General features: G+C 62.1%; 14 protein-coding genes. All 14 read left to right on the forward strand.

Annotated features, from left to right (window positions below; genetic code table 11):
• Window positions 1–22 precede the first annotated feature (22 nt).
• The 14 genes from NIBR502773_RS16050 (at window position 23) to NIBR502773_RS16115 (ending at window position 19598) form a co-directional block, all read left to right on the forward strand.
• Window positions 23–6979 carry an Ig-like domain-containing protein gene (locus NIBR502773_RS16050; protein ID WP_141156418.1) on the forward strand — a complete coding sequence of 2319 codons (6957 nt, stop codon included), beginning with the start codon at window positions 23–25 and terminating at the stop codon, window positions 6977–6979.
• A 40-nt stretch (window positions 6980–7019) separates the two neighbouring features.
• On the forward strand, window positions 7020–8537 hold the full coding sequence (locus NIBR502773_RS16055; protein WP_141156419.1) for a TolC family protein: 1518 nt from the start codon (window positions 7020–7022) through the stop codon (window positions 8535–8537).
• Window positions 8521–8715 (forward strand): hypothetical protein, encoded by a 195-nt coding sequence (locus tag NIBR502773_RS16060; protein WP_373682348.1) that lies wholly within the window; start codon window positions 8521–8523, stop codon window positions 8713–8715. Before NIBR502773_RS16055 ends, NIBR502773_RS16060 begins: the two co-directional genes overlap by 17 nt.
• 9 nt (window positions 8716–8724) lie before the next feature.
• Window positions 8725–8970, forward strand: coding sequence for a DUF2789 domain-containing protein (locus NIBR502773_RS16065; RefSeq protein WP_141156420.1), 246 nt, complete (start codon window positions 8725–8727; stop codon window positions 8968–8970).
• Between the two features lie 100 nt (window positions 8971–9070).
• The gene (locus NIBR502773_RS16070) at window positions 9071–10564 is read left to right on the forward strand and encodes a Fic family protein (RefSeq protein WP_141156421.1); all 1494 of its coding nucleotides are present in this window, start codon (window positions 9071–9073) and stop codon (window positions 10562–10564) included.
• 74 nt (window positions 10565–10638) lie between these two features.
• Entirely contained in the window at window positions 10639–11292 is a 654-nt protein-coding gene (locus tag NIBR502773_RS16075; protein WP_141156422.1) for a hypothetical protein, read from the forward strand.
• The gene (locus NIBR502773_RS16080; protein ID WP_141156423.1) at window positions 11289–11705 is read left to right on the forward strand and encodes a hypothetical protein; all 417 of its coding nucleotides are present in this window, start codon (window positions 11289–11291) and stop codon (window positions 11703–11705) included. The genes NIBR502773_RS16075 and NIBR502773_RS16080 overlap by 4 nt, the downstream gene beginning before the upstream one ends.
• Before the next feature lie 516 nt (window positions 11706–12221).
• Window positions 12222–12632: a MarR family winged helix-turn-helix transcriptional regulator gene (locus NIBR502773_RS16085; protein ID WP_065941015.1), complete on the forward strand. Its 411-nt coding sequence runs from the start codon at window positions 12222–12224 to the stop codon at window positions 12630–12632.
• Window positions 12629–14707 (forward strand): FUSC family protein, encoded by a 2079-nt coding sequence (locus NIBR502773_RS16090; RefSeq protein WP_141156424.1) that lies wholly within the window; start codon window positions 12629–12631, stop codon window positions 14705–14707. The genes NIBR502773_RS16085 and NIBR502773_RS16090 overlap by 4 nt, the downstream gene beginning before the upstream one ends.
• Window positions 14704–14913 (forward strand): DUF1656 domain-containing protein, encoded by a 210-nt coding sequence (locus NIBR502773_RS16095; RefSeq protein WP_012721577.1) that lies wholly within the window; start codon window positions 14704–14706, stop codon window positions 14911–14913. The genes NIBR502773_RS16090 and NIBR502773_RS16095 overlap by 4 nt, the downstream gene beginning before the upstream one ends.
• Window positions 14910–15800 (forward strand): efflux RND transporter periplasmic adaptor subunit, encoded by an 891-nt coding sequence (locus NIBR502773_RS16100; RefSeq protein WP_065941017.1) that lies wholly within the window; start codon window positions 14910–14912, stop codon window positions 15798–15800. The genes NIBR502773_RS16095 and NIBR502773_RS16100 overlap by 4 nt, the downstream gene beginning before the upstream one ends.
• Window positions 15797–17239, forward strand: a complete 1443-nt coding sequence (locus NIBR502773_RS16105; RefSeq protein WP_141156425.1) for an efflux transporter outer membrane subunit — start codon at window positions 15797–15799, stop codon at window positions 17237–17239. Before NIBR502773_RS16100 ends, NIBR502773_RS16105 begins: the two co-directional genes overlap by 4 nt.
• 81 nt (window positions 17240–17320) lie before the next feature.
• A complete protein-coding gene (locus NIBR502773_RS16110) occupies window positions 17321–17953 on the forward strand; it encodes a hypothetical protein (RefSeq protein WP_027608077.1) in 633 nt (210 codons plus the stop codon).
• 148 nt (window positions 17954–18101) lie between these two features.
• A complete protein-coding gene (locus NIBR502773_RS16115; RefSeq protein WP_141156426.1) occupies window positions 18102–19598 on the forward strand; it encodes a YdgA family protein in 1497 nt (498 codons plus the stop codon).
• The last annotated feature ends 34 nt before the right edge of the window (window positions 19599–19632 follow it).

Below are 19632 nucleotides of genomic sequence, written 5' to 3' on the forward strand. Positions count from 1 at the left end.
CGTTCGATCCCGGGTGAGTCTCATGTGGTGGAATAAACAGAAGTCGCGTGGAGTAGCGCGGGCAACAGCCGTAGCCCGGTCCCTGGGTTCGCCCATGATCATGTCCCTGGAACCGCGCATGTTGTTCGACGGCGCCGTGGCGGCGACTGTGGCGACGGCGGCCGATAACCACTCGACCGTGGACGCGGCCAAGCCACCCACCGCAGACCAGCCCACTGCTGCCAAGGACACCCATGGCCAGGCGGATGCCGCCCCGGCGACCGCACCTGTTGCCGTGCCCGGCCAGGCCGTGGTGTTTGTCGACTCGCGGGTCAAGGACTTCGACAGCCTGCTCAAGGGCGTCGCTCCCGGCACTCAGGTTGTGGTGCTGGACGGCAGCAAGGACGGCCTGCAACAGATCGCCGATTACCTGGGCAGCCACCAGGGCGTGAGCACCGTGGAGATCATTGCCCACGGCAATACCGGTGATTTGTGGCTGGGCAGCACGTACCTGTCGGCGGACAACGTCGCGGCGCGCGCCGATGTGCTGGGTCAGATCGGCAAAGACATGAACGTGGGCGGCGATATCCTGATCTACGCCTGCAACACTGCCGAAGGCGAGCGCGGCGTGAGCTTCGTCGATTCCCTGGCGCAGTACACCGGGCGTGACATTGCGGCCTCCACCAACCGCACCGGCCTGGGCGGCGACTGGACGTTGGAAATCGCAACCGGCGCCATCGAAAGCACGCCCCTGCTGTCGCAACAGGTAATGAACGATTACCAATGGGGCCTGGCGACCTGGACCGCGACCAACGGCAATGATTCGGGGGTCGGCTCCCTGCGCGCGGCGCTGGCGTCCTCGCAGAACGGCGACATCGTGACCTTCAACACCGGCATGACCGTACTGTTGAACAGCCAGTTGGTGGTCACCAAGAACATCACCCTCGACGGCGACCTGAACAATGACGGCGTTGCCGAGGTAACCCTGGACGGGCAGTACAAGACCAGCGTGATCCAGGTCAACAGCGGTACCACCGTGACCTTCGACGGCCTGGTGATTACCCGTGGCCTGATTGCCGGTAACGGTGGCAATGGCGGCAGCGGTACCAGCGCGGGCAACTCGCTGGGCGCGGGGCTCAGCAACTTCGGCGACCTGACGCTGAGAAACGTCAGCGTCACGGCAAACGCGGCTTCCGGTGGCGGTGGCGGTGGCGGTGTCACCGGTGGCGCGGTCGGCGGCGCCGGGGGTGGTGGCGGGGCATTGGGCAACGGCATCGGCGGGCATGGCGGCAGCACCGGCAGTGGTACTGGCAACTACGCTGGCGCCGCTGGCTCGGCCAACCAGGGCGGTACGGGAGGCGGGTATAACCTGGCGGTGATGGGCGGCAAGGGCGGCTCGGGCAGCGCCGGAGCCGGCTCGACCAACCCCTACGGCTACTCCAACGGCAGCGCCGGCGGCGCTGCGTCCGTCGGCGGAATATCGATCGGCGGCGGTGGCGGCGGTGCCGGCTGGAACGCCCTCGGCGGCAAGGGGGGTGGTGCTGCGGGCGGTATCTACAACGCCGCTGGCGCCAAATTGACCATCATCGGCACCTCGGCGATTACCGGTAACATCGGTGCCGGCGGCGGTGGCGGCGGTGGTGGCTCCCTGAACAGCGGCAGCACCACCAATGGCGGAGACGGTGGCCTGGGCGTCGGCGCAATCTGGAACAAGGGTTCGGTGCTGATCACGGCGGCCAACTTCGCCAGCCTTGGCGGTAGCGCCAACTCCGGCGCCAGCGGCAATGGAGGCCTGGCCAGTGCCGGCACGGCCGGCAACAAACCGACGGCGGTCAATGGCCTGTTCAACGATATCGGCGGTACGTCGAACAATGCCTATGTGCCGAACCCGACCGCAACCATCGTGGTTGCAACCCCAGCCCAGCATATCGGCAGCACGTCGCAGGTGACCATTACCTTCAGCGAAGCCGTCAACGGTTTCACCCTGGCTGACCTGACAGCTGCCAACGGGGTTCTCACTAACCTGACCACCAGCGATAACAAGACCTGGACCGCGACCTTCACCCCGAACGCGAACGTCGCCAGCAGTGCCGGCCAGATCACCTTGGACAACACCGGTGTCACCAGCCAGTCGCTGGGTTTGGCAGGCATCGGCACCACCGCGTCCAACAGCTACACCGTCGACACCGAACGCCCGAGCGCGACCATCGTGGTCGACAGTCCGGCGTTGAAAGTCGGTGGTTCGTCCCAGGTGCACATCACGTTCAACGAGGCAGTGAGTGGTTTCAGTCTGTCGGACATGACGGCAACCAACGGCACCCTGAGCAACCTGGCCACCAGCGACAACATTCACTGGACCGCCACCCTGACCCCGGCGGCCGGCAACGACAGCAGCGGCAACAGCATCTCCCTGGACAACACGCTGTATACCGATACCGCAAGCAACGCGGGCACCGGCACCAGCACGTCCAACACCTACGTGATCGATACCGTGCGGCCGACCGCGGGCATCGTGGTGTCCAACACCGCGCTCAACATTGGCGGTTCGTCCCAGGTGACCATCACCTTCAGCGAAACGGTCAACGATCTGGACCTGAGCGACCTGAGCGCATCCAATGGCGTACTGAGCAACCTGGTCCAGGTCGATGGCACCCACTGGACGGCCGTCCTCACCCCCAACAGTGGGGTTACCCACAGTGGTGATCTGGTCACCCTGAACAACACGTTGATTACCGACGGTGCGGGCAACGCCGGCAGCGGCAGCACCAACTCCAATACCTATGCCGTCGATACCCAGCGCCCTACCGCGACCATCGTGTTCGGCAACACCAACCTGGGGATCGGCCAGACCTCCCCGGTGACCATCACCTTCAGCGAAGCCGTGAGCGGTTTCACCCTGGCCGACCTGACGGTGAGCAACGGCGTCCTGAGCAACCTGAGTACCAGCGACAACATTACCTGGACCGCGACCTTCACCCCGACCGCGGCTGTCGTCAGCGCGAGCAACCACATCACCCTGGACAATACCGGTGTCCAGGATGGGGCGGGCAACGCCGGCAGCGGCAGCAGCACCTCCAACAACATCGCCATCGATGGCGTGCGCCCGACCGCCAGCGTGGTGGTCGCCAACGACTCGCTGAAAATCGGCGACACCTCGCTGGTTACTATTACCTTCTCCGAAGCCGTGGTCGGATTCAGCAACGCCGACCTGACCGTTGCCAACGGCACGCTGACGGCGGTGAGTACCAGCGACGGCGGCATCACCTGGACCGCCACCTTCACCCCGAGCGCGAGCGTCTCCGACACCGCCAACCTGATCACCCTGGATAACACAGCCTACAGTGACACTGTTGGCAATGCCGGCACCGGCACCACAAGCTCGAATAACTACAGCATCGACACCCAGCGTCCGACGGCGACCATCGTCGTCGCCGATCCGACACTGACGGCCGGGGAAACCTCGCTGGTGACCATCACGTTCAGCGAAGCGGTAAGCGGTTTCAGCCTGAGCGACCTGAGTACCAGCCACGGGAGCCTGAGCGGCTTGAGCAGCGCTGACGGCATCACCTGGACCGCGACCTTCACGCCAGGCACGAACACCAGCAGCGCAACCAATGCCATTACCCTGGCCAATGCCGGTATCGCTGACCTTGCCGGCAACGCGGGTGCCGGCAGTACCACCTCGGCCAACTTCACCATCGACACCGTGTTACCCACCGCCAGCATCGTGGTAGCCAGCCCCGCGTTGAATATCGGTGGCACGTCGCTGGTGACCATCACGTTCAGCGAGGCGGTCACCGGTTTCAGCAATGCCGACCTGACCATTGCCAACGGCACCCTGAGCGCGGTGCACACGGGCGACGGTGGCATCACCTGGACCGCCACCTTCACCCCGAGCAACAATCTCACCGACGCCACCAACCTGATCACCCTGGACAACAGCGGCGTACAGGCGATGGTGTCGGGCAATGTGGGTAGCGGCACCACTGACTCCAACAACTTCGCTATCGACACCCAACGCCCGACCGCCACCGTGGTGGTGGCCAACGAGCACCTGGGCGTCGGTGGCACGTCAACGGTGACCATTACCTTCAACGAAGCGGTGACCGGCTTTAACCTGTCCGACCTGACCGTCAGCAACGGTACCCTCAGCAACCTGAGCACCAGCGACAACATCACCTATACCGCAACCCTGACGGCGGTGGCGGGCATCAACCAGGCCAGCAACCTGATCACCCTGGACAACACCGGCGTGGTCGACATTGCTGGCAACAGCGGCTCCGGCACCACTGACTCCAACAACTATGCCATCGACAGCCAACGGCCGACCGCGACCATCGTGATAGCCGATCCGGTGCTCGCGGCGGGTGAAACCTCGCTGGTGACCATCACCTTCAGCGAGGCGGTGAACGGTTTCGACAACAGCGACCTGACCGTGCCCAATGGCACGTTGAGCGCGGTGAGCAGCAGCGATGGCGGCATCACCTGGACCGCAACGTTCACGCCGACCAGCGGCATCAAGGACACCACCAATATCATCAGCCTGAACAACGCAGGCTATACGGACCTGGCGGGCAACGCCGGCACCGGCTCCACCACCTCGGGTAATTTCACTATCGATACGGTACGGCCGACCGCGACGATCGTGGTGGCGGACAGCGCCCTGGCGCTCGGAGAGACCTCGACGGTGACCATCACCTTCAGCGAGGCGGTGAGCGGCTTCAGCAGCGCCGACCTGACGATCAGCAACGGCACGCTGACGAACCTTGCCAGCGGCGACGGCGGCATCACCTGGACGGCGACCTTAACGCCGACCAGCAACATCACCGACATCAGCAACCTGATCGTGTTGGACAATACCGGCGTGGCGAATGCCTCGGGCAACACCGGCATCGGCAGTACCGATTCCAACAACTTCAGCATCGACACCCAGCGGCCGACGGCGACCATCGTGGTCAGTAACGACGCCCTGAATGCAGCGGGTTCATCGGTGGTGACCATCACCTTCAGTGAAGCCGTGACCGGCTTCACCCTGGGCGATCTGACAGCCCCCAACGGCACCCTGAGCAACCTGAGCACCCTGGACAACATCACCTGGACCGCAACCCTGACGCCGAACGCCGCGACCACCCATGCCGGCGACGTCATCAGCCTGGACAACAGCCTGGTCAGCGACAGTGCCGGTAATGCCGGTGCGGGGAATACCGTTTCCAATGCGTACAGCGTCGATACCGTGGCGCCGACGGCCAGCATTGTGCTTGGCAGCGCGAGCCTGCTCGTCGGGCAAACCACGACGGTGACCATCACCTTCAGCGAAGCGGTGGCCGGCCTCGACAGCAGCGACTTGAGCGTGCCCAACGGCACCTTGGGCACCCTGGTCAGCAGCGACGGCGGTATCACCTGGACCGGGACCTTTACCCCGGACAGCAATGTTCACGACACTACCAACCTGATCACCCTGAACAACACCGGCTACGCCGACCTGGCAGGCAATACCGGCACCGGTGTGACCCACTCGGCCAACTTCACCATCGACACGGTGCGGCCAACCGCAACTATCGTAGTGGCGGATACGGCTCTCAAGGCTGGCGAAACCTCGACGGTGACCATCACCTTCAGCGAAGCCGTGAGCGGTTTCAGCAATGCCGACCTGAGCCTCAGCAACGGCACACTGACGAACGTCACCTCCAGCGACGGTGGCATCACCTGGACCGCGACACTCACGCCGACCAGCAATATCACCGACACCACTAACGTCATCACCCTGGACAACAGCGGTGTCGTCAACGCCTCCGGCAACGCTGGCAGCGGCACCACAACCTCCAGTAACTACAGCATCGACACCCAGCGTCCAGGCGCGACTATTACAGTGGCCAACGGCCTGTTGGGGATCGGCCAGACCACCACCGTGAGCATCACCTTCACCGAGGCGGTCAGCGGCTTTGACCTGTCGGACCTGAGCGTGGCCAACGGTGTGTTGTCCAACCTGACCACCAGCGACAATATCCACTGGACCGCGACCCTCACCCCCACCGCCGGCATCACCGATGCCACCAACCTGGTGGTACTCGACGGCAGCCTGGTCAGCGATGGCGCAGGCAATGCCGGCTCGGGCATTGCCATCTCCAATAACTACGCAATCGACGGCGACCTGCCGACGGCGACTATTTCGGTCGCCAACCCGAACCTGGTCGTCGGTCAGACCACGACCGTAACCTTCACCTTCAGCGAGAAAGTCACCGGCTTCGACCTGGATGACCTCAGCGTCGCCAACGGCACCTTGTCCAACCTGGCCACCAGCGATGGTGGCAAGACCTGGACCGCGACCCTGACGCCGACGGCGAATATCAACGACCCGAGTAATTTCATCACCCTCGACACCAGCCTGGTGGCAGACCTGGCAGGCAACGCCGGCAGCGGTTTTGCCAACTCCAATAACTTTGGGGTCAACACCCTTGCACTGACCGGGGACCCGCTGTTTCGCGTCACCGACCCGGTTGCGCCTCAGGGCGCGCCGAACGCGCCGTTGCAGCCCATTATCTTCGGCCGCCCGACTGGCGACCTGGGTTCATCCATCGGCTTCCCGCCGCTGTTTGAGCAACGTGAAATGGGCGCAGGCCTGCCGCCGATCGGCCGCATTTTCATCAGCAACGGTGCCTCGTCTCCCAGCTTTATCGCCCAGGTGTTCAGCACCGATGGCAGTGGTGACGGCAGTGGCAATGGCTTCCTCGGCTTCGGTGGTGGAGACGGCGGGGTGTTTGGCTCAAGCACGTTGTCGGGCCTGTTCAATCGCGACACCGGTGGCAACGATAGTGGCTTCAAGGCGTTCGACAGCAAGTCCATCAAGGGCGGCGGCGATGCGGCCCAGGGCCTGCGTGGCGTCTTTGGCGCACCGACCCTTGGGCAACAATTGCAACAGATCAACGAGAGGGAGCATCGCCAGGTGATCGACCTGGCACAGGCACTGCAACAAGTCGGCATCAGCGAAATGCAGGCTTGAATATACTTAATTTCGGCGCAGGAACAGGGGCAGTACAAGGATGAATACACGTCACAAGTTGTTCGGCGCCAGCCTGCTGGTGCTGGCGATCAGCGGTTGTGCGGTCACCAGCAAGCCGATTGAGCGCAGCGTCAGCGAGCAGCGCGCTCGTAGTGACCTGCAGGGTATGTACAAGGATCAGGAACCGCTGAGCGGCCCGCTGACCCTGCACGAGGCCATGGCCCGTGCGGTGAAGTACAACCTCGAAGGTCGTTTGAAGGTGATGGAAGAGGCGCTGGCCAAGCGTCAATCCGACCTCTCCAGCTTTGACATGCTGCCGCGCATGGCGCTGTCGGCCGGTTACGCCGGGCGCAACAACACCAACGCCTCCAGCAGCCAGAGCGTGCGCACCGGCACCCAGTCCCTGGAACCGTCCACCTCCCAGGATCGCGACCGCCGCGTGGCGGACCTGACCATGGTGTGGAACGTGCTCGACTTTGGCGTCAGCTACATCAGCGCCAAGCAGCAAGGCGATCAGCGCCTGATCATCCAGGAACGCCGCCGCAAGGTGATCAACACCATCGTTCAGGACGTGCGCTCGGCCTACTGGCGCGCCGTGGCGGCCGAACGCTTGCTCGGCCAGATCGACAGCCTGATGGCGCGGGTCGACCAAGCCCAGACCGACAGCCAGAGCATGAGCGAACAACGCATCGGCGACCCGGTCCAGGCCCTTGGCTACCAGCGCTCGCTGATCGAAGCCACGCGCCAGCTGCAGGAGCAGCGCCGTGCCTTGTCCCTGGCCAAGACCGAACTGGCGACCCTGATCAACCTGCCGATGGGCACCGACCTCAAGCTGGCCACGCCGGACGACTACAGCGTGCCGCAATTGAAGGTCAACCTCGCCAGCCTGGAACAGGAAGCCCTGGCCAACCGGCCTGAACTGCGCGAGCAGGACTACCAGACCCGCATCAGCGCCGCCGAAACCCGCAAAGCCATGCTGCGCCTGCTTCCGGGCCTGGAATTCAGCGCCGGCGGGCACTACGACAGCAACTCGTTCCTGGTGGACAACCGCTGGGCCGACTACGGCGCCAAGATCACCTGGAACCTGTTCAACGTGATCTCGGCCCCGGCCGCCATCGACGTCGCCAAGGCCGGGGAAGAGGTCGCCACCGCCCGCCGCCAGGCGATGTCCATCGCGGTGCTGGCGCAGATCTACGTGGCCAACGCGAACTTCCAGGATGCCGTACGCCAGTTCAAGACCAACGAACAACTGGCCAATATCGACGGGCAGATCCTCACCCAACTGCGCAACCGCCACCAGGCGGCGGGCCTGGGCGAACTCGACCTGATCCAGGGCGAGCTCAACACCCTGCAAGCCGACCTGCGCCGCGACCTGGCCTACGCCGACCTGCGCAACGCCTACGGCCAGATCTTCGCCAGCGCCGGGCTCGACCCGCTGCCGGAACAACTGGACTCCGACCGCGTACAGACCATCGCCACAGCGCTGGCCAGCCGTGAGTCAGCCTGGGCCGCCGGCAACATTGTTACCGCACCGGTGCCGCGTGCCGTCGCCCACTAACCGGGTAGCGGCGCTGCGGGTGGACAACGGGCAGATCGTGATCATTGGTTCGCCCTACGAGCCACCCCCTCCCGCTGCGCTGGTACTGGACACCGGCGCGCTGTCGGCACCGCAGAGTGTCGAGCGATTGTTGGCCTGGCTGGCGCCTGAACTAGACTCTGGGAAATCCTCTTCTTAGGAGCCCGCCATGCAATCGCCCGTGCACAGCTTGCCGTCACTGTTCAAACAGCTTGGACTGCCGGATGACCCGGTCAGTATTGATCAGTTTGTGACCACCCACTCGCCACTCAAGCCGGATCTTAAATTGGCAGATGCGTTTTTCTGGACAGACAGCCAGAAAACGTTTTTGCGCGAGGAAATTTTGGACGATGCCGATTGGGCGGAAGTGGTGGATGAGTTGAATCTGATGTTGCGGGGTGGGCGAGGGGTGTAAAAAAATCTTTTGGAAATTGTGTTTTTGTAAAAAAAAAAGGTGAGCAGTAAAAAAATCTGGGCTCTAATCGCCTGGGTTATTTTTTCTTGGGGGATTCACCTTGGCAACAGTCGGATATGCCCATCTATGTGAAGTACTGGACCTAAAGATTATTGCGCCCTCCCGTGTTGCGATGATTAAACCCGTGACCAGAATCACTCGAATCGGCACTTGTCTGGCTGTGCCGGCCGCTGTGGCGCCCGCGCATGCTGCGTTATTTGAGCATGTGCTATTTGCTCTCAAGCATGAAGGCGTGAACCTGGCCGTGCTCGCCCAGGTTTTTGAACGGCTTGGTCCTGAGCCCTTTTTGGTTGCCTTGGCGGATTCGCCCAATGGTGCGTTCATTCGCAAAGCTTGTTTTCTATGGGAGGGATTTACTGGGCAGGCCCTGGATTATTCAAAACCCGTTCGAGGCCGCGTCGTTGCCTTATTCGATCCCGAGCGCTACGTAACCGGACCCAGCATCCGCAACAGCCGCTGGCGCGTGGATTTCAACGGCTTGGGTTCTTTGCATTACTGCGCCACCGTGGAGCGAACGCCTGAGCTGGACGCGTTGTTGGCGCTCAATGTGCTGGGCCGCGCCAAATCCTTCATGGCCACCCTCCCACCCGAAATGATGGACCGTGCCATCCAGTGTGCCTACCTCCACGAAACCCGTGATTCGTTTGCCATCGAAAAAGAACAACCCAGCGAAGAAAAATCCCGCCGCTTCGTTCAACTGTTACGCCAGGCCCACGAAGGCCGCTTGCTGACCGAGGACTACCTGGTAGACCTGCAGAACAGCACCGTCTCCAACCCCTTCGACAAAGCTGTCGCGTTTCGCCATGAGCAGAATCATCTGCACAACGGCCTGCGCGGCGCGGCGGGCGTCAGCTATGTTCCTCCAGCCCCTGAACTTTGCCAGGAACTGATGGAAGAGCTGATGGCTTTCGCCAATCAGCCATTACGTGAAGTCGACCCCCTGGTAGCTGCGGCAGTCACTGCCTTCGGCTTCGTATTCCTGCACCCGTTTATGGACGGCAACGGGCGATTGTCGCGCTTCCTGATCCATCAGACGCTCTGCCATTACGGTGCACTGGAAAACGGTCTGCTGCTACCGGTGTCCGTCGCGATGAAACACGAAGAGCAAGCCTATCTGGCGGCACTCAAAGCCTTTTCCCAACCGACGCGGGAATTCTGGAACGTCACGTGGCTGGACGGCGATCAAATGGCCTTCGACTTCATCGGCCACCCCTCGATCTACCGCTACTGGGACGCCACCCACTGCGTCGAATTCACCCTGCAAATGGCCCGCCGCGCGCTGGAAGTGGAACTGCGCGAAGAAACCGAATTTCTGGACCGCTACGACCGCGTGATCAAGGCCGTGAACCAACGCTTTGATGTGCGCGGCAGTGATCTGTCGAAGCTGGTGATGATGTGCCTGGATAACGAGGGCAAGGTTTCCAAGCACCGACGCAAGCAGTTTCAGTACAGCGTATCGGAGGAGGTGTTTGAGTTTATTGAAGAGGAGGTGGGGAATGCTCTGCGCGACATTGGGAAATTTCCTATCGACTAAGCGGAAGTGGACGATAGTGGCCGGTGGGAGGAGCTCGCTATTAACAGGCGCTAACTCCCTGCTCTGGACACAACATGAAACGCTTGGTCCCACGCAACGAAATTGAAAGCTATGAACTCACAAAGATCGAGAGTCCCTATTTTGCAGGACTAAAAGTCCGAGAGTTTTTTCGTGCCCCGTATGCGCTGCCCGGGTTGAGTGAACTGCTCAGTGAGTGCGGTCTTTCTCCCGTTTGCTGCTCCGCTGAAAAAGACCAACGGCGGGTTTTGGATAAACTGGCAGCCGGTGAGTGGTTGTTTGTGATGGACTATCCTTTTCTCCCTTTAAGTCGCGAATGTCGCGTCAAATATGGACATCTAATGGGACGCCGACTGTATGTTGGGCCTGGCAAATGGGAGAAGGTAAGCATCGATTACGATGGAATTAAAAATACCGCGATACTCGCTGCTAATCGGTTAGTTTCAGCAGCTGATGAGGGAAGAGTATTTCTCTCGGATGGGAAAGATCTCGCGAACACCACTAGAGTTATGACTCAACGGTGGGTAAGGCATGATAGTCGAGATGATCAATTTACCCACCGATCAGTTGAGCGTCGATATGGAGAGCTGCGGCATATAAAACAACGTTATCTGGAGGGCGATGACAACTGGCAGGTGGGTGGTAAGTCATGGCATTGGCAGCCTGTAACACCAGATGTGGCCTATGAGTACAAGGAAGCAGGAAGATGACGCGCAAGCATGTTTTTTGGTTTTGGGGAGTCATGGATGCCATTTATCTGATTCGGTATGCGGTGGCCAGCGCAATAGAGGGAAGGATTCCTTATTTAAGCGATTTTGAAAGTGCTTTATGGGTGCTGCGTGATCATAGTGTTGTGCAGTTATACATGTTCGGCTTTGCCATGCTGCTGCAAGCTTCCATCGTAATCTCGTGCTTACTGTTCTTTCTTGGACGTGAACAGGTGAGGTGGGTTACTTACCTCCAAACACCCTTGCGATTGGCTTTTATTGTGCCTTCTGTTTCGCTGTTGCTGGTAGGTGCTCAGTTTTTTCCTGACTACAACTTGGTGTTAATGGCTGCGTTAGTCGTTGCGTCCGAGGCAGTGAAAATCTGGAGCGTCTGGCGGTGGAGCAAAAGGTGCTGACGTTTTCCAGCAGGGCCGCTTAGGAGACTGAGCGGGCAATAAGCCGGTTGCACAGACCCAACCATCCACTTGGTCACGGCCACACGGATCCCCCTGCACGATGTGATGGACCAAAACCAGCGCCGCCTGGATGGCCAGGCCGCACAGCAATCCTGAAGCCGACACCGATCCGATTGTGGGAGGGGGCTTGTCCTAATGCCAGTCAGTGAAGGCTTTTTGTAGGAGCGAACTTGCTCGCGAAAAACTCATAGGCGCCGCGTTCATTCAGGAAGCCCGCGTTATCGTTGGCGTTTTTCGCGAGCAAGCTCGCTCCTACAGGAGGCGATGTGCGCCTAACTGACTGGCCTTAGGACAAGCCCCCTCCCACATTCGTCCTGCGGTGTTGTCACTGAATCGCTCCATCCATCGCTAAATTGTTTCAAAACTTGACGCAATTCGATCCCTCGGCCATATTGATAGTTAGCAAACTAACTGTATGCGAACTATCCAGTGCCTCAATCCCTCGAACAACTCCAGATGAACCTCAGCAGCAGCATGGTGGTGGGCGCCCGTAACTGGCGCAAAATCTGCCAGAGCACGCTGGTCAGCTATGGCATCTCCGAAGCCTGCGCCGTGCCGCTGTTGATGATCGGCCGCCTGGGCGACGGGGTGCACCAGGTCAAAGTGGCCCAAGCGTCGGGGATGGAAAGCCCGTCCCTGGTGCGTCTGCTCGACCGGCTGTGCCATGACGGCTATGTGTGCCGTACCGAAGACATCCACGACCGCCGCGCCAAGGCCCTGAGCCTCACCGAGCGTGGTCGCGAGTTGGTGCAGGCGGTGGAGGTGCAACTGGTGCGCCTGCGCCGCGAAGTGCTGGCGGACCTTCCGACCGCCGACATGGAAGCCGCGCTGCGCGTACTGCGGGCCTTTGAGGCGGCGACGCTTTGAACGGATTTTTTACCGGCTTTCCGCCCGCCCGTGACTGGTTCTATGGGGTTCGTACCTTCGCCGCGTCGATGATCGCGTTGTACATCGCCATGCTGATGCAAATGCCGCGTCCGTACTGGGCGATGGCCACGGTGTATATCGTCTCCAGCCCGTTTGTCGGGCCTACCAGTTCCAAGGCCCTGTACCGCGCCATCGGCACCTTGATGGGGGCGGCGGCGGCGGTGTTTTTTGTGCCGATGTTCGTGCAGTCGCCGTACATCCTGGTGGTGGTGATCGCACTGTGGACGGGCACCTTGCTGTTCCTCTCCATGCACCTGCGCACCGCCAACAACTATGCCTTGATGCTGGCCGGCTACACCTTGCCGCTGATCGCCCTGCCGGTGGTGGATAACCCGCTGGCGGTGTGGGATGTGGCCGAAGCGCGGACTGAGGAAATCTTCCTCGGCATTGCGGTCGCGGCGGTGGTGGGCGCGATGTTCTGGCCGCGGCGGCTGATGCCGGTGTTCGATGGCGCGGTGGCCAAGTGGTTTGGCGACGCCCAGGTCTACAGCCAGCGTTTTCTTTCCCGCAATGTGCAGCCGGAAGAAGTCAGCGCCCTGCGCGGCGGCATGGTCGCCACCTTCAATACCCTTGAATTGATGATCGGCCAGTTGCCCCACGAAGGCGCGCGGCCGCAGACGGTGCGCAATACCAAGGAATTGCGCGGGCGCATGATCCACCTGCTGCCGTTGGTGGAGGAACTCGACGATGCGCTGTATGCCGTCGAACAGCGTGCGCCGCAGTTTCTCGAGCAACTGACGCCGCTGTTGGAAGCCACCCGGCAGTGGCTGGAAAACACCACCGAAAGCGCACCGCTGGAACGCTGGCGCGCCCTGCGTGACCAGGTCGACGCCCTGCAACCCCAAGGCGAAGCCCTGGACGAGCGCCACACGCTGTTGTTCTCCAACGCCCTCTACCGCCTGGGCGAGTGGATCGACCTGTGGCAGGACTGCCGCAGCCTGCAAGCCGCCATCCAGTGCGAAAGCCAGGACACCTGGCGTGCCGTGTACCGTCACTGGCGCCTGGGCCGGCTCACGCCGTTCCTCGACCATGGCCTGATGCTTTATTCGGCGTTTTCCACCGTCACCGCGATCATCGTCGCGTCAGTGCTGTGGATCCTGCTGGGCTGGACCGATGGCGGCAGCGCGGTGATCCTGGCAGCCGTGGCCTGCAGCTTTTTCGCCTCGATGGACGACCCGGCACCGCAGATCTATCGGTTCTTTTTCTGGACCGCCATGTCGGTGCTGTTCGCCAGCCTCTACCTGTTCCTGGTACTGCCCAACCTGCACGATTTCCCGATGCTGGTACTGGCGTTCGCGGTGCCGTTCATCTGCATCGGCACGCTGACCGTGCAGCCGCGTTTTTACCTGGGCATGCTGCTGACGCTGGTGAACACCTCGTCGTTCATCAGCATCCAGGGCGCCTACGACGCGGACTTTCTTAACTTCGCCAACGTCAACCTGGCCGGGCCCGTGGGCCTGCTGTTCGCCTTTGTGTGGACGTTGATCGCCCGGCCCTTCGGCGCCGAACTGGCGGCCAAGCGCCTGACCCGTTTCAGCTGGCGCGACATCGTCGGCCTGACCGAGCCCGCCACCCTGAACGAACACCGCTACCTGGCCGTGCAAATGCTTGACCGCCTGATGCAGCACCTGCCACGCCTGGCGATGATCGGCCAGGACACCGGCATCGCCCTGCGCGACCTGCGCGTCGCGCTCAACCTGCTCGACCTGCTGGCCTATTCGCCGCGCATCCTCGGCGTGCCGCGGGTGCTGCTCAACCAGGTGGTGGAGGGCGTGGGCGGTTACTTCAAGGCCTGCCTCAAGGCGGGTGAACGCTTGCCCGCGCCCAGCGGTCTGCTGATGACCCTCGACCGCACGCGTCGCGCCCTCAACGGCCAAGGCCTGCAAGACGAAGACGATACTCGCCTGCACCTGCTGCACGCGCTGGCCGGCCTGCGCCTGGCGTTGTTGCCGGGTGTGGAATTCATTGGCGGCACGGAGATGGAAGCGCCGCTACCCGATGGAGCGCCTTTATGATCGGTGATCTGGATATCAGCGGGGTGTTCCTGCCCACGCTGCTGGTGCTGATGGGCATTACGTACGTGTTATTCCTGGTGGTGCACGGGCTGTTGACCCGCGTCCACTTCTATCGCCTGGTCTGGCACCGGGCATTGTTCAATGTGGGGCTCTACGCGCTGTTGCTGGGCGCGGTGGACTCACTCAGTCGATACCTGATGACATGAAAAAACCTTTTTTGACCATCGGCCGTGTAGTCCTGACGTTGTTGATCGTGAGCTTCGCGGTCGTCGTTGTGTGGCGCATGGTCATGTACTACATGTTTGCGCCCTGGACCCGTGACGGTCACATCCGTGCCGACATCGTGCAGATCGCGCCGGACGTGTCCGGGCTGATCCAGCGCGTCGATGTGCACGACAACCAACTGGTGACCAAGGGCCAGGTACTGTTTGCCGTCGACCAGGACCGCTTCAAGCTGGCCCTGCGCCAAGCCCAGGCCGCCGTGGCCGACCGCCAGGAAACCCTGGCCCAGGCAAGCCGCGAGTACAAGCGTAACCGTGGCCTCGGCAACCTGGTGCCCAGCGAGCAGCTGGAAGAAAGCCAGTCCCGCGTTGCCCGCGCCCAATCGGCCCTGGCCGAAGCGCAAGTGACGGTGGATTCGGCCCAACTCAACCTCGACCGCTCTGTGATCCGCAGCCCGGTGGACGGCTACGTCAACGACCGCGCACCGCGTACCCAGGAGTTCGTCACCGCCGGGCGGCCGGTGCTGTCGGTGGTGGACAGCAATTCCTTCCATATCGACGGCTACTTCGAAGAGACCAAGCTCGACGGCATCCACGTCGGCATGGGCGTGGACATCCGTGTGATCGGCGACAACGCTCGCCTGCACGGCCATGTGCAGAGCATCGTCGCCGGTATCGAAGACCGCGACCGCAGCAGCGGCTCGAACCTGCTGCCCAACGTCAACCCGGCGTTCAGCTGGGTGCGCCTGGCCCAGCGGATTCCGGTGCGTATTGCCTTTGACGATGTCCCGGCGGACTTCCGCATGATCGCCGGGCGTACGGCCACGGTGTCGATCATTGGCGACAAACCCAATGAGGGAGCCAAGCCATGAAGCAGTTGTGGGCAACCGCTGCGCTGGGGTTGTTGCTGTCGGCCTGCCAAGTGGTGGGGCCGGATTACAAGCTGCCGCAAACGTCTGCCGTCAACCGCGCTGACCTGCAAGGGCAACTGGCGGGCAAGGGCAACGACGTGGTGTCGGCGCCGGTGCCGGCCGACTGGTGGAAGCTGTACAAAGACCCGCGCCTGGACGAGCTGGTACGCCAGGCCATGGCCTCCAACACCGACCTGCGGGTGGCTGCGGCCAACCTGCAGCGTGCCCGTTATCAGACCCAACAGGCTGAATCCGCCGGCGGCTGGAGTGCCGGCGCCAAGGCCGAAGTGCAGCGCCTGCAGGAATCCGGCGAAGCGTTTTTGCAGGCGGACAAAGTGCCGGTGGATAACATCGGCAGCGTCGGCATTACCACCTCGTATCAATTCGACCTGTTCGGCACCTTGCAACGTGGCATCGAAAGCGCCCAGGCCAGCGCCGATGCGGCCCAGGCTGCCGCCGATACCGCGCGCATCACCCTGGTGGCCGATGTGGTGCGCTCCTACACCCAGGTCTGCGCGGCCAACGAAGAACTGGCGATTGCCAACGAGTCCCTCGACCTGCAAGCCCAGAGCACCAAACTGACCCAACGCCTGCGTGACGCGGGCCGTGGCGATGAAACCCAGGTCACCCGCTCGCAAACCCAGTACAAATCCCTGCGCGCGGACATGCCGCGCTACGAAGCGGCGCGCCAGGCCGGGCTGTTTCGCCTGTCGATGCTGCTGGCCAAGCCAGTGGACCAACTGCCGGCGGGCACCGGCACCTGCGCCGAGCTGCCGCACATCGCCCAGCTGTTGCCGGTGGGCGATGGTGCGGCGCTGCTGAAACGTCGCCCCGACGTGCGCCAGGCCGAGCGCCAACTGGCCGCCGCCACCGCGCGTATCGGCGTGGCCACCGGCGCCTTGTACCCGGACATCGCCATCGGCGCCACGGTGGGCACCGTGGGCCTGCTCGACAACCTCGGCCAGCCCGCGACCAACCGCTGGGGTTTCGGCCCGATGATCAGTTGGACGGTGCCGACCAACGGCGCCCGTGCACGCATCCACGAGGCCGAAGCCGCGACCCAGGGCGCCCTGGCGCATTTTGACGGGGTGGTCCTCAACGCCATCCGCGAAACCCAGACCGGCCTGGCGCAATACACCGCCGTGCTGCAACGGCGCGCAGCGCTGGCGGACGCCGAGCAATCGGCCCAGGAGGCGGCAGACCAGACCCACCGCTTCTTCCAGGCCGGCCGCGAATCGTTCCTCGCCGACCTGCAAGCCACCCGCACCTACACCGCGATGCGCGCGCAACTGGCGGCGGCGAATACCCAGGTTGCCATGAGCCAGATCGATCTGTTCCTGGCCCTGGGCGGCGGCTGGGGAAGCGGACGAACGCAAGCGTCACAGCCCGGCAAACCCTGAGCGAATAGCTATGCTTGGACAGGCGGGTCGCCGTGACGACTCGCCTGACACTGCTCGCGTTTGCTCATGGGGATTCCAATAATGAAAAACCCTTATGCTCCCGCTTTCTGGTGCGTGCTCTTCGCACTGGTGTTGTTATCGGCCGCGTATTTCTACGGCGTCATGCTCGCCCACCAACTCGACAAGGCCATGGTGTTCCTCGACAGCGCCTGCCTGGTGATCGGCTCCCTGTCCATCGGCGTGGTGGCCTGGGCGTCCTACCAGAACCAGCGCGTGAAGAAAAAACTCCTCGAACAAGGCAAGACCCGCGTCGCGATCTGGGACACCAAGGTCGCCCTGCGTCGGGTCGAAACCGTGTTCGACCGCTATTTCTGGGGCAGCTATTGGCAGCCGGGGCGCACCTTCCAGGAAGTCATGGGCGACCTTACCGGCACGCCCCTGGAAAAAAGCCTCGAAGTCCTGAAAAAACAGTGTGTGGCCCTCGATCGGCAGGTCGCCGATGGCCGGCATTGGCTGAATAATGCGCGGGAATTGTCCGACGTCGCCACACAGATGGCCCGGGAGCGCTACCAGCTGGACTTCTGCGACCCCAAGTCCGACACGCCCGGCAATGCGGTGATACACCGCGAGTTTGAGGTGCTGGTGTACACCTGGACGGCGCGCCTGAAGAGTTTTGACCACCAGCTCGACGAGATCGAGTTGGAGTATTCGTGAACCAACTGCACGCCTGACCCCTCTGAGAAAGCTGGGCCGTTTGCGGCCGCCAGTGCTAATCTTCCCCCGTTTTCGGCGGGCTTGAGCCAACCCTTACGGGGTTCAAGGAAGACAGCCCACTTCTCACAGGATTTGATCAGGTCACTTCATGAATAAGCCAGCAGTCGTTCTTTTGGGTTTAGTTGTCGCCGTAGGCGTCGTCAGTGCAGGCGGCGCCTGGTACACCGGTAAACAACTGGAACCGGTGCTGCAAACCGCGATCCAGAACGCCAACAAGGAACTGCAGACCTCCATGGCCGGCGTCGATGGCACCGTGGCCCTGGAGCTGGTGTCCCTGGAGCGTGGCGTGTTCAGCAGCACCGCGCACTACCGCCTGAAGGGCCAAGGCTCGGTGTTCGGCGAAGAAAACCCCAATCCCGAATTGCTCTTCGTCGACCATATCGAGCACGGCCCGCTGCCGTTCTCGCGCCTGGTGACGCTCAAATGGCTGCCGGTCATGGCCACCAGTCACTACGAACTGGAAAAGAACCCCACCACCGAGAAGTGGTTCGCCGCCGCCAAAGACGTGTCGCCGCTCAAGGGCGTGGCCAATATCGGCTACAGCCGCTCGGTCAACGGCAACATCGAATTGCTGCCCTTGGCGTTCAAGGACGACACGTCTTCGGTGAACTTCTCCGGCGCCAACCTGAATTTCGACAGCACCGCCGAAGGCCAGAAGGTCAAGGCCGACGGCTTCATGAACAGCCTCAAGATCGCAGCGGTAGATGCCAAGGGCGACGCCTTCGAGGCCGAACTGGCTGGCCTGACCATCGCCAGCAACCTGGAAAAATCCACCTTTGGCTTCTACACCGGGCAAAACACCGTTGAGCTGACCGACAGCACGTTCACCTTCGGCCCGCAGAAAGCCGTGCTGACGGTCAAAGGCTTCGAGCAGAAAGACTCCAGCGAAACCAAGGACAACAACCTGGCCGGCCGTGTCGACTACAAGATCGACGAGATCGGTTACCAGGGCAAACCCGTGGGTTCGGCGGCCATGGCCCTGAGCATGAAGAACGTCGACATCCCGGCCATGCTGGTGTTGACCAAGCTGTACCAGGACAAGATGCAGCCGGTGCAAGCCGCTGCCGCAGCGGGCCAGCCCACGCCTGAGCTGCAACTGACCGAAGCCGAGCAGGCCTTGGCCGAAGCCAACGTCAACCAGGTATTGGCCGCCAAGCCGCAGATCGCCGTGGAAAACCTGTCGCTGAAAACCACCCATGGCGAAAGCAAATTCAACCTGCTGGTGGACCTGGCCAAGCCGGCCTCCATGGAGTTGCCGCCGGTTGAGCTGGGCAAGCAGATGATTGCATTGCTGGATGCCAACCTGACCCTGTCCAAGCCGATGATCGGTGACGTGGCTGCCCTGCAGGCGCAACTCGGTGGCGTGACCGACCCGAAAGCCATCGAGCAGCAGTCCCAGATGGCCGCCGAGATGGTCAGCGGCATGGCGGTCGGCACTCAGTTGGCGACCCTGGTCGGCAGCGATGTGGTGTCCAAGTTGCACTACGCCAACAATGAAGTGACCTTCAACGGCCAGAAGATGACCGTCGAGCAGTTCATTGGGTTTGTGATGGCCAAGTTCGGCGCGGTCAGCGGCGGCCAGTAAAGCGTTCGCCATCGCCCGGAAATAAATAATGTGG

It is taken from the genome of Pseudomonas sp. NIBRBAC000502773, assembly GCF_006517195.1.
Taxonomy (GTDB): domain Bacteria; phylum Pseudomonadota; class Gammaproteobacteria; order Pseudomonadales; family Pseudomonadaceae; genus Aquipseudomonas; species Aquipseudomonas marginalis.

Excerpts from the sequence above, each read along its gene's own strand:
- NIBR502773_RS16050 (WP_141156418.1), top strand. The coding sequence starts at position 23 with ATGTGGTGGAATAAACAGAAGTCGCGTGGAGTAGCGCGGGCAACAGCC.
- NIBR502773_RS16095 (WP_012721577.1), top strand. The coding sequence starts at position 14,704 with ATGATCGGTGATCTGGATATCAGCGGGGTGTTCCTGCCCACGCTGCTG.
- NIBR502773_RS16105 (WP_141156425.1), top strand. The coding sequence starts at position 15,797 with ATGAAGCAGTTGTGGGCAACCGCTGCGCTGGGGTTGTTGCTGTCGGCC.
- NIBR502773_RS16115 (WP_141156426.1), top strand. The coding sequence starts at position 18,102 with ATGAATAAGCCAGCAGTCGTTCTTTTGGGTTTAGTTGTCGCCGTAGGC.
- NIBR502773_RS16110 (WP_027608077.1), top strand. The coding sequence starts at position 17,321 with ATGAAAAACCCTTATGCTCCCGCTTTCTGGTGCGTGCTCTTCGCACTG.
- NIBR502773_RS16100 (WP_065941017.1), top strand. The coding sequence starts at position 14,910 with ATGAAAAAACCTTTTTTGACCATCGGCCGTGTAGTCCTGACGTTGTTG.
- NIBR502773_RS16080 (WP_141156423.1), top strand. The coding sequence starts at position 11,289 with ATGACGCGCAAGCATGTTTTTTGGTTTTGGGGAGTCATGGATGCCATT.
- NIBR502773_RS16075 (WP_141156422.1), top strand. The coding sequence starts at position 10,639 with ATGAAACGCTTGGTCCCACGCAACGAAATTGAAAGCTATGAACTCACA.
- NIBR502773_RS16085 (WP_065941015.1), top strand. The coding sequence starts at position 12,222 with ATGAACCTCAGCAGCAGCATGGTGGTGGGCGCCCGTAACTGGCGCAAA.
- NIBR502773_RS16065 (WP_141156420.1), top strand. The coding sequence starts at position 8,725 with ATGCAATCGCCCGTGCACAGCTTGCCGTCACTGTTCAAACAGCTTGGA.
- NIBR502773_RS16055 (WP_141156419.1), top strand. The coding sequence starts at position 7,020 with ATGAATACACGTCACAAGTTGTTCGGCGCCAGCCTGCTGGTGCTGGCG.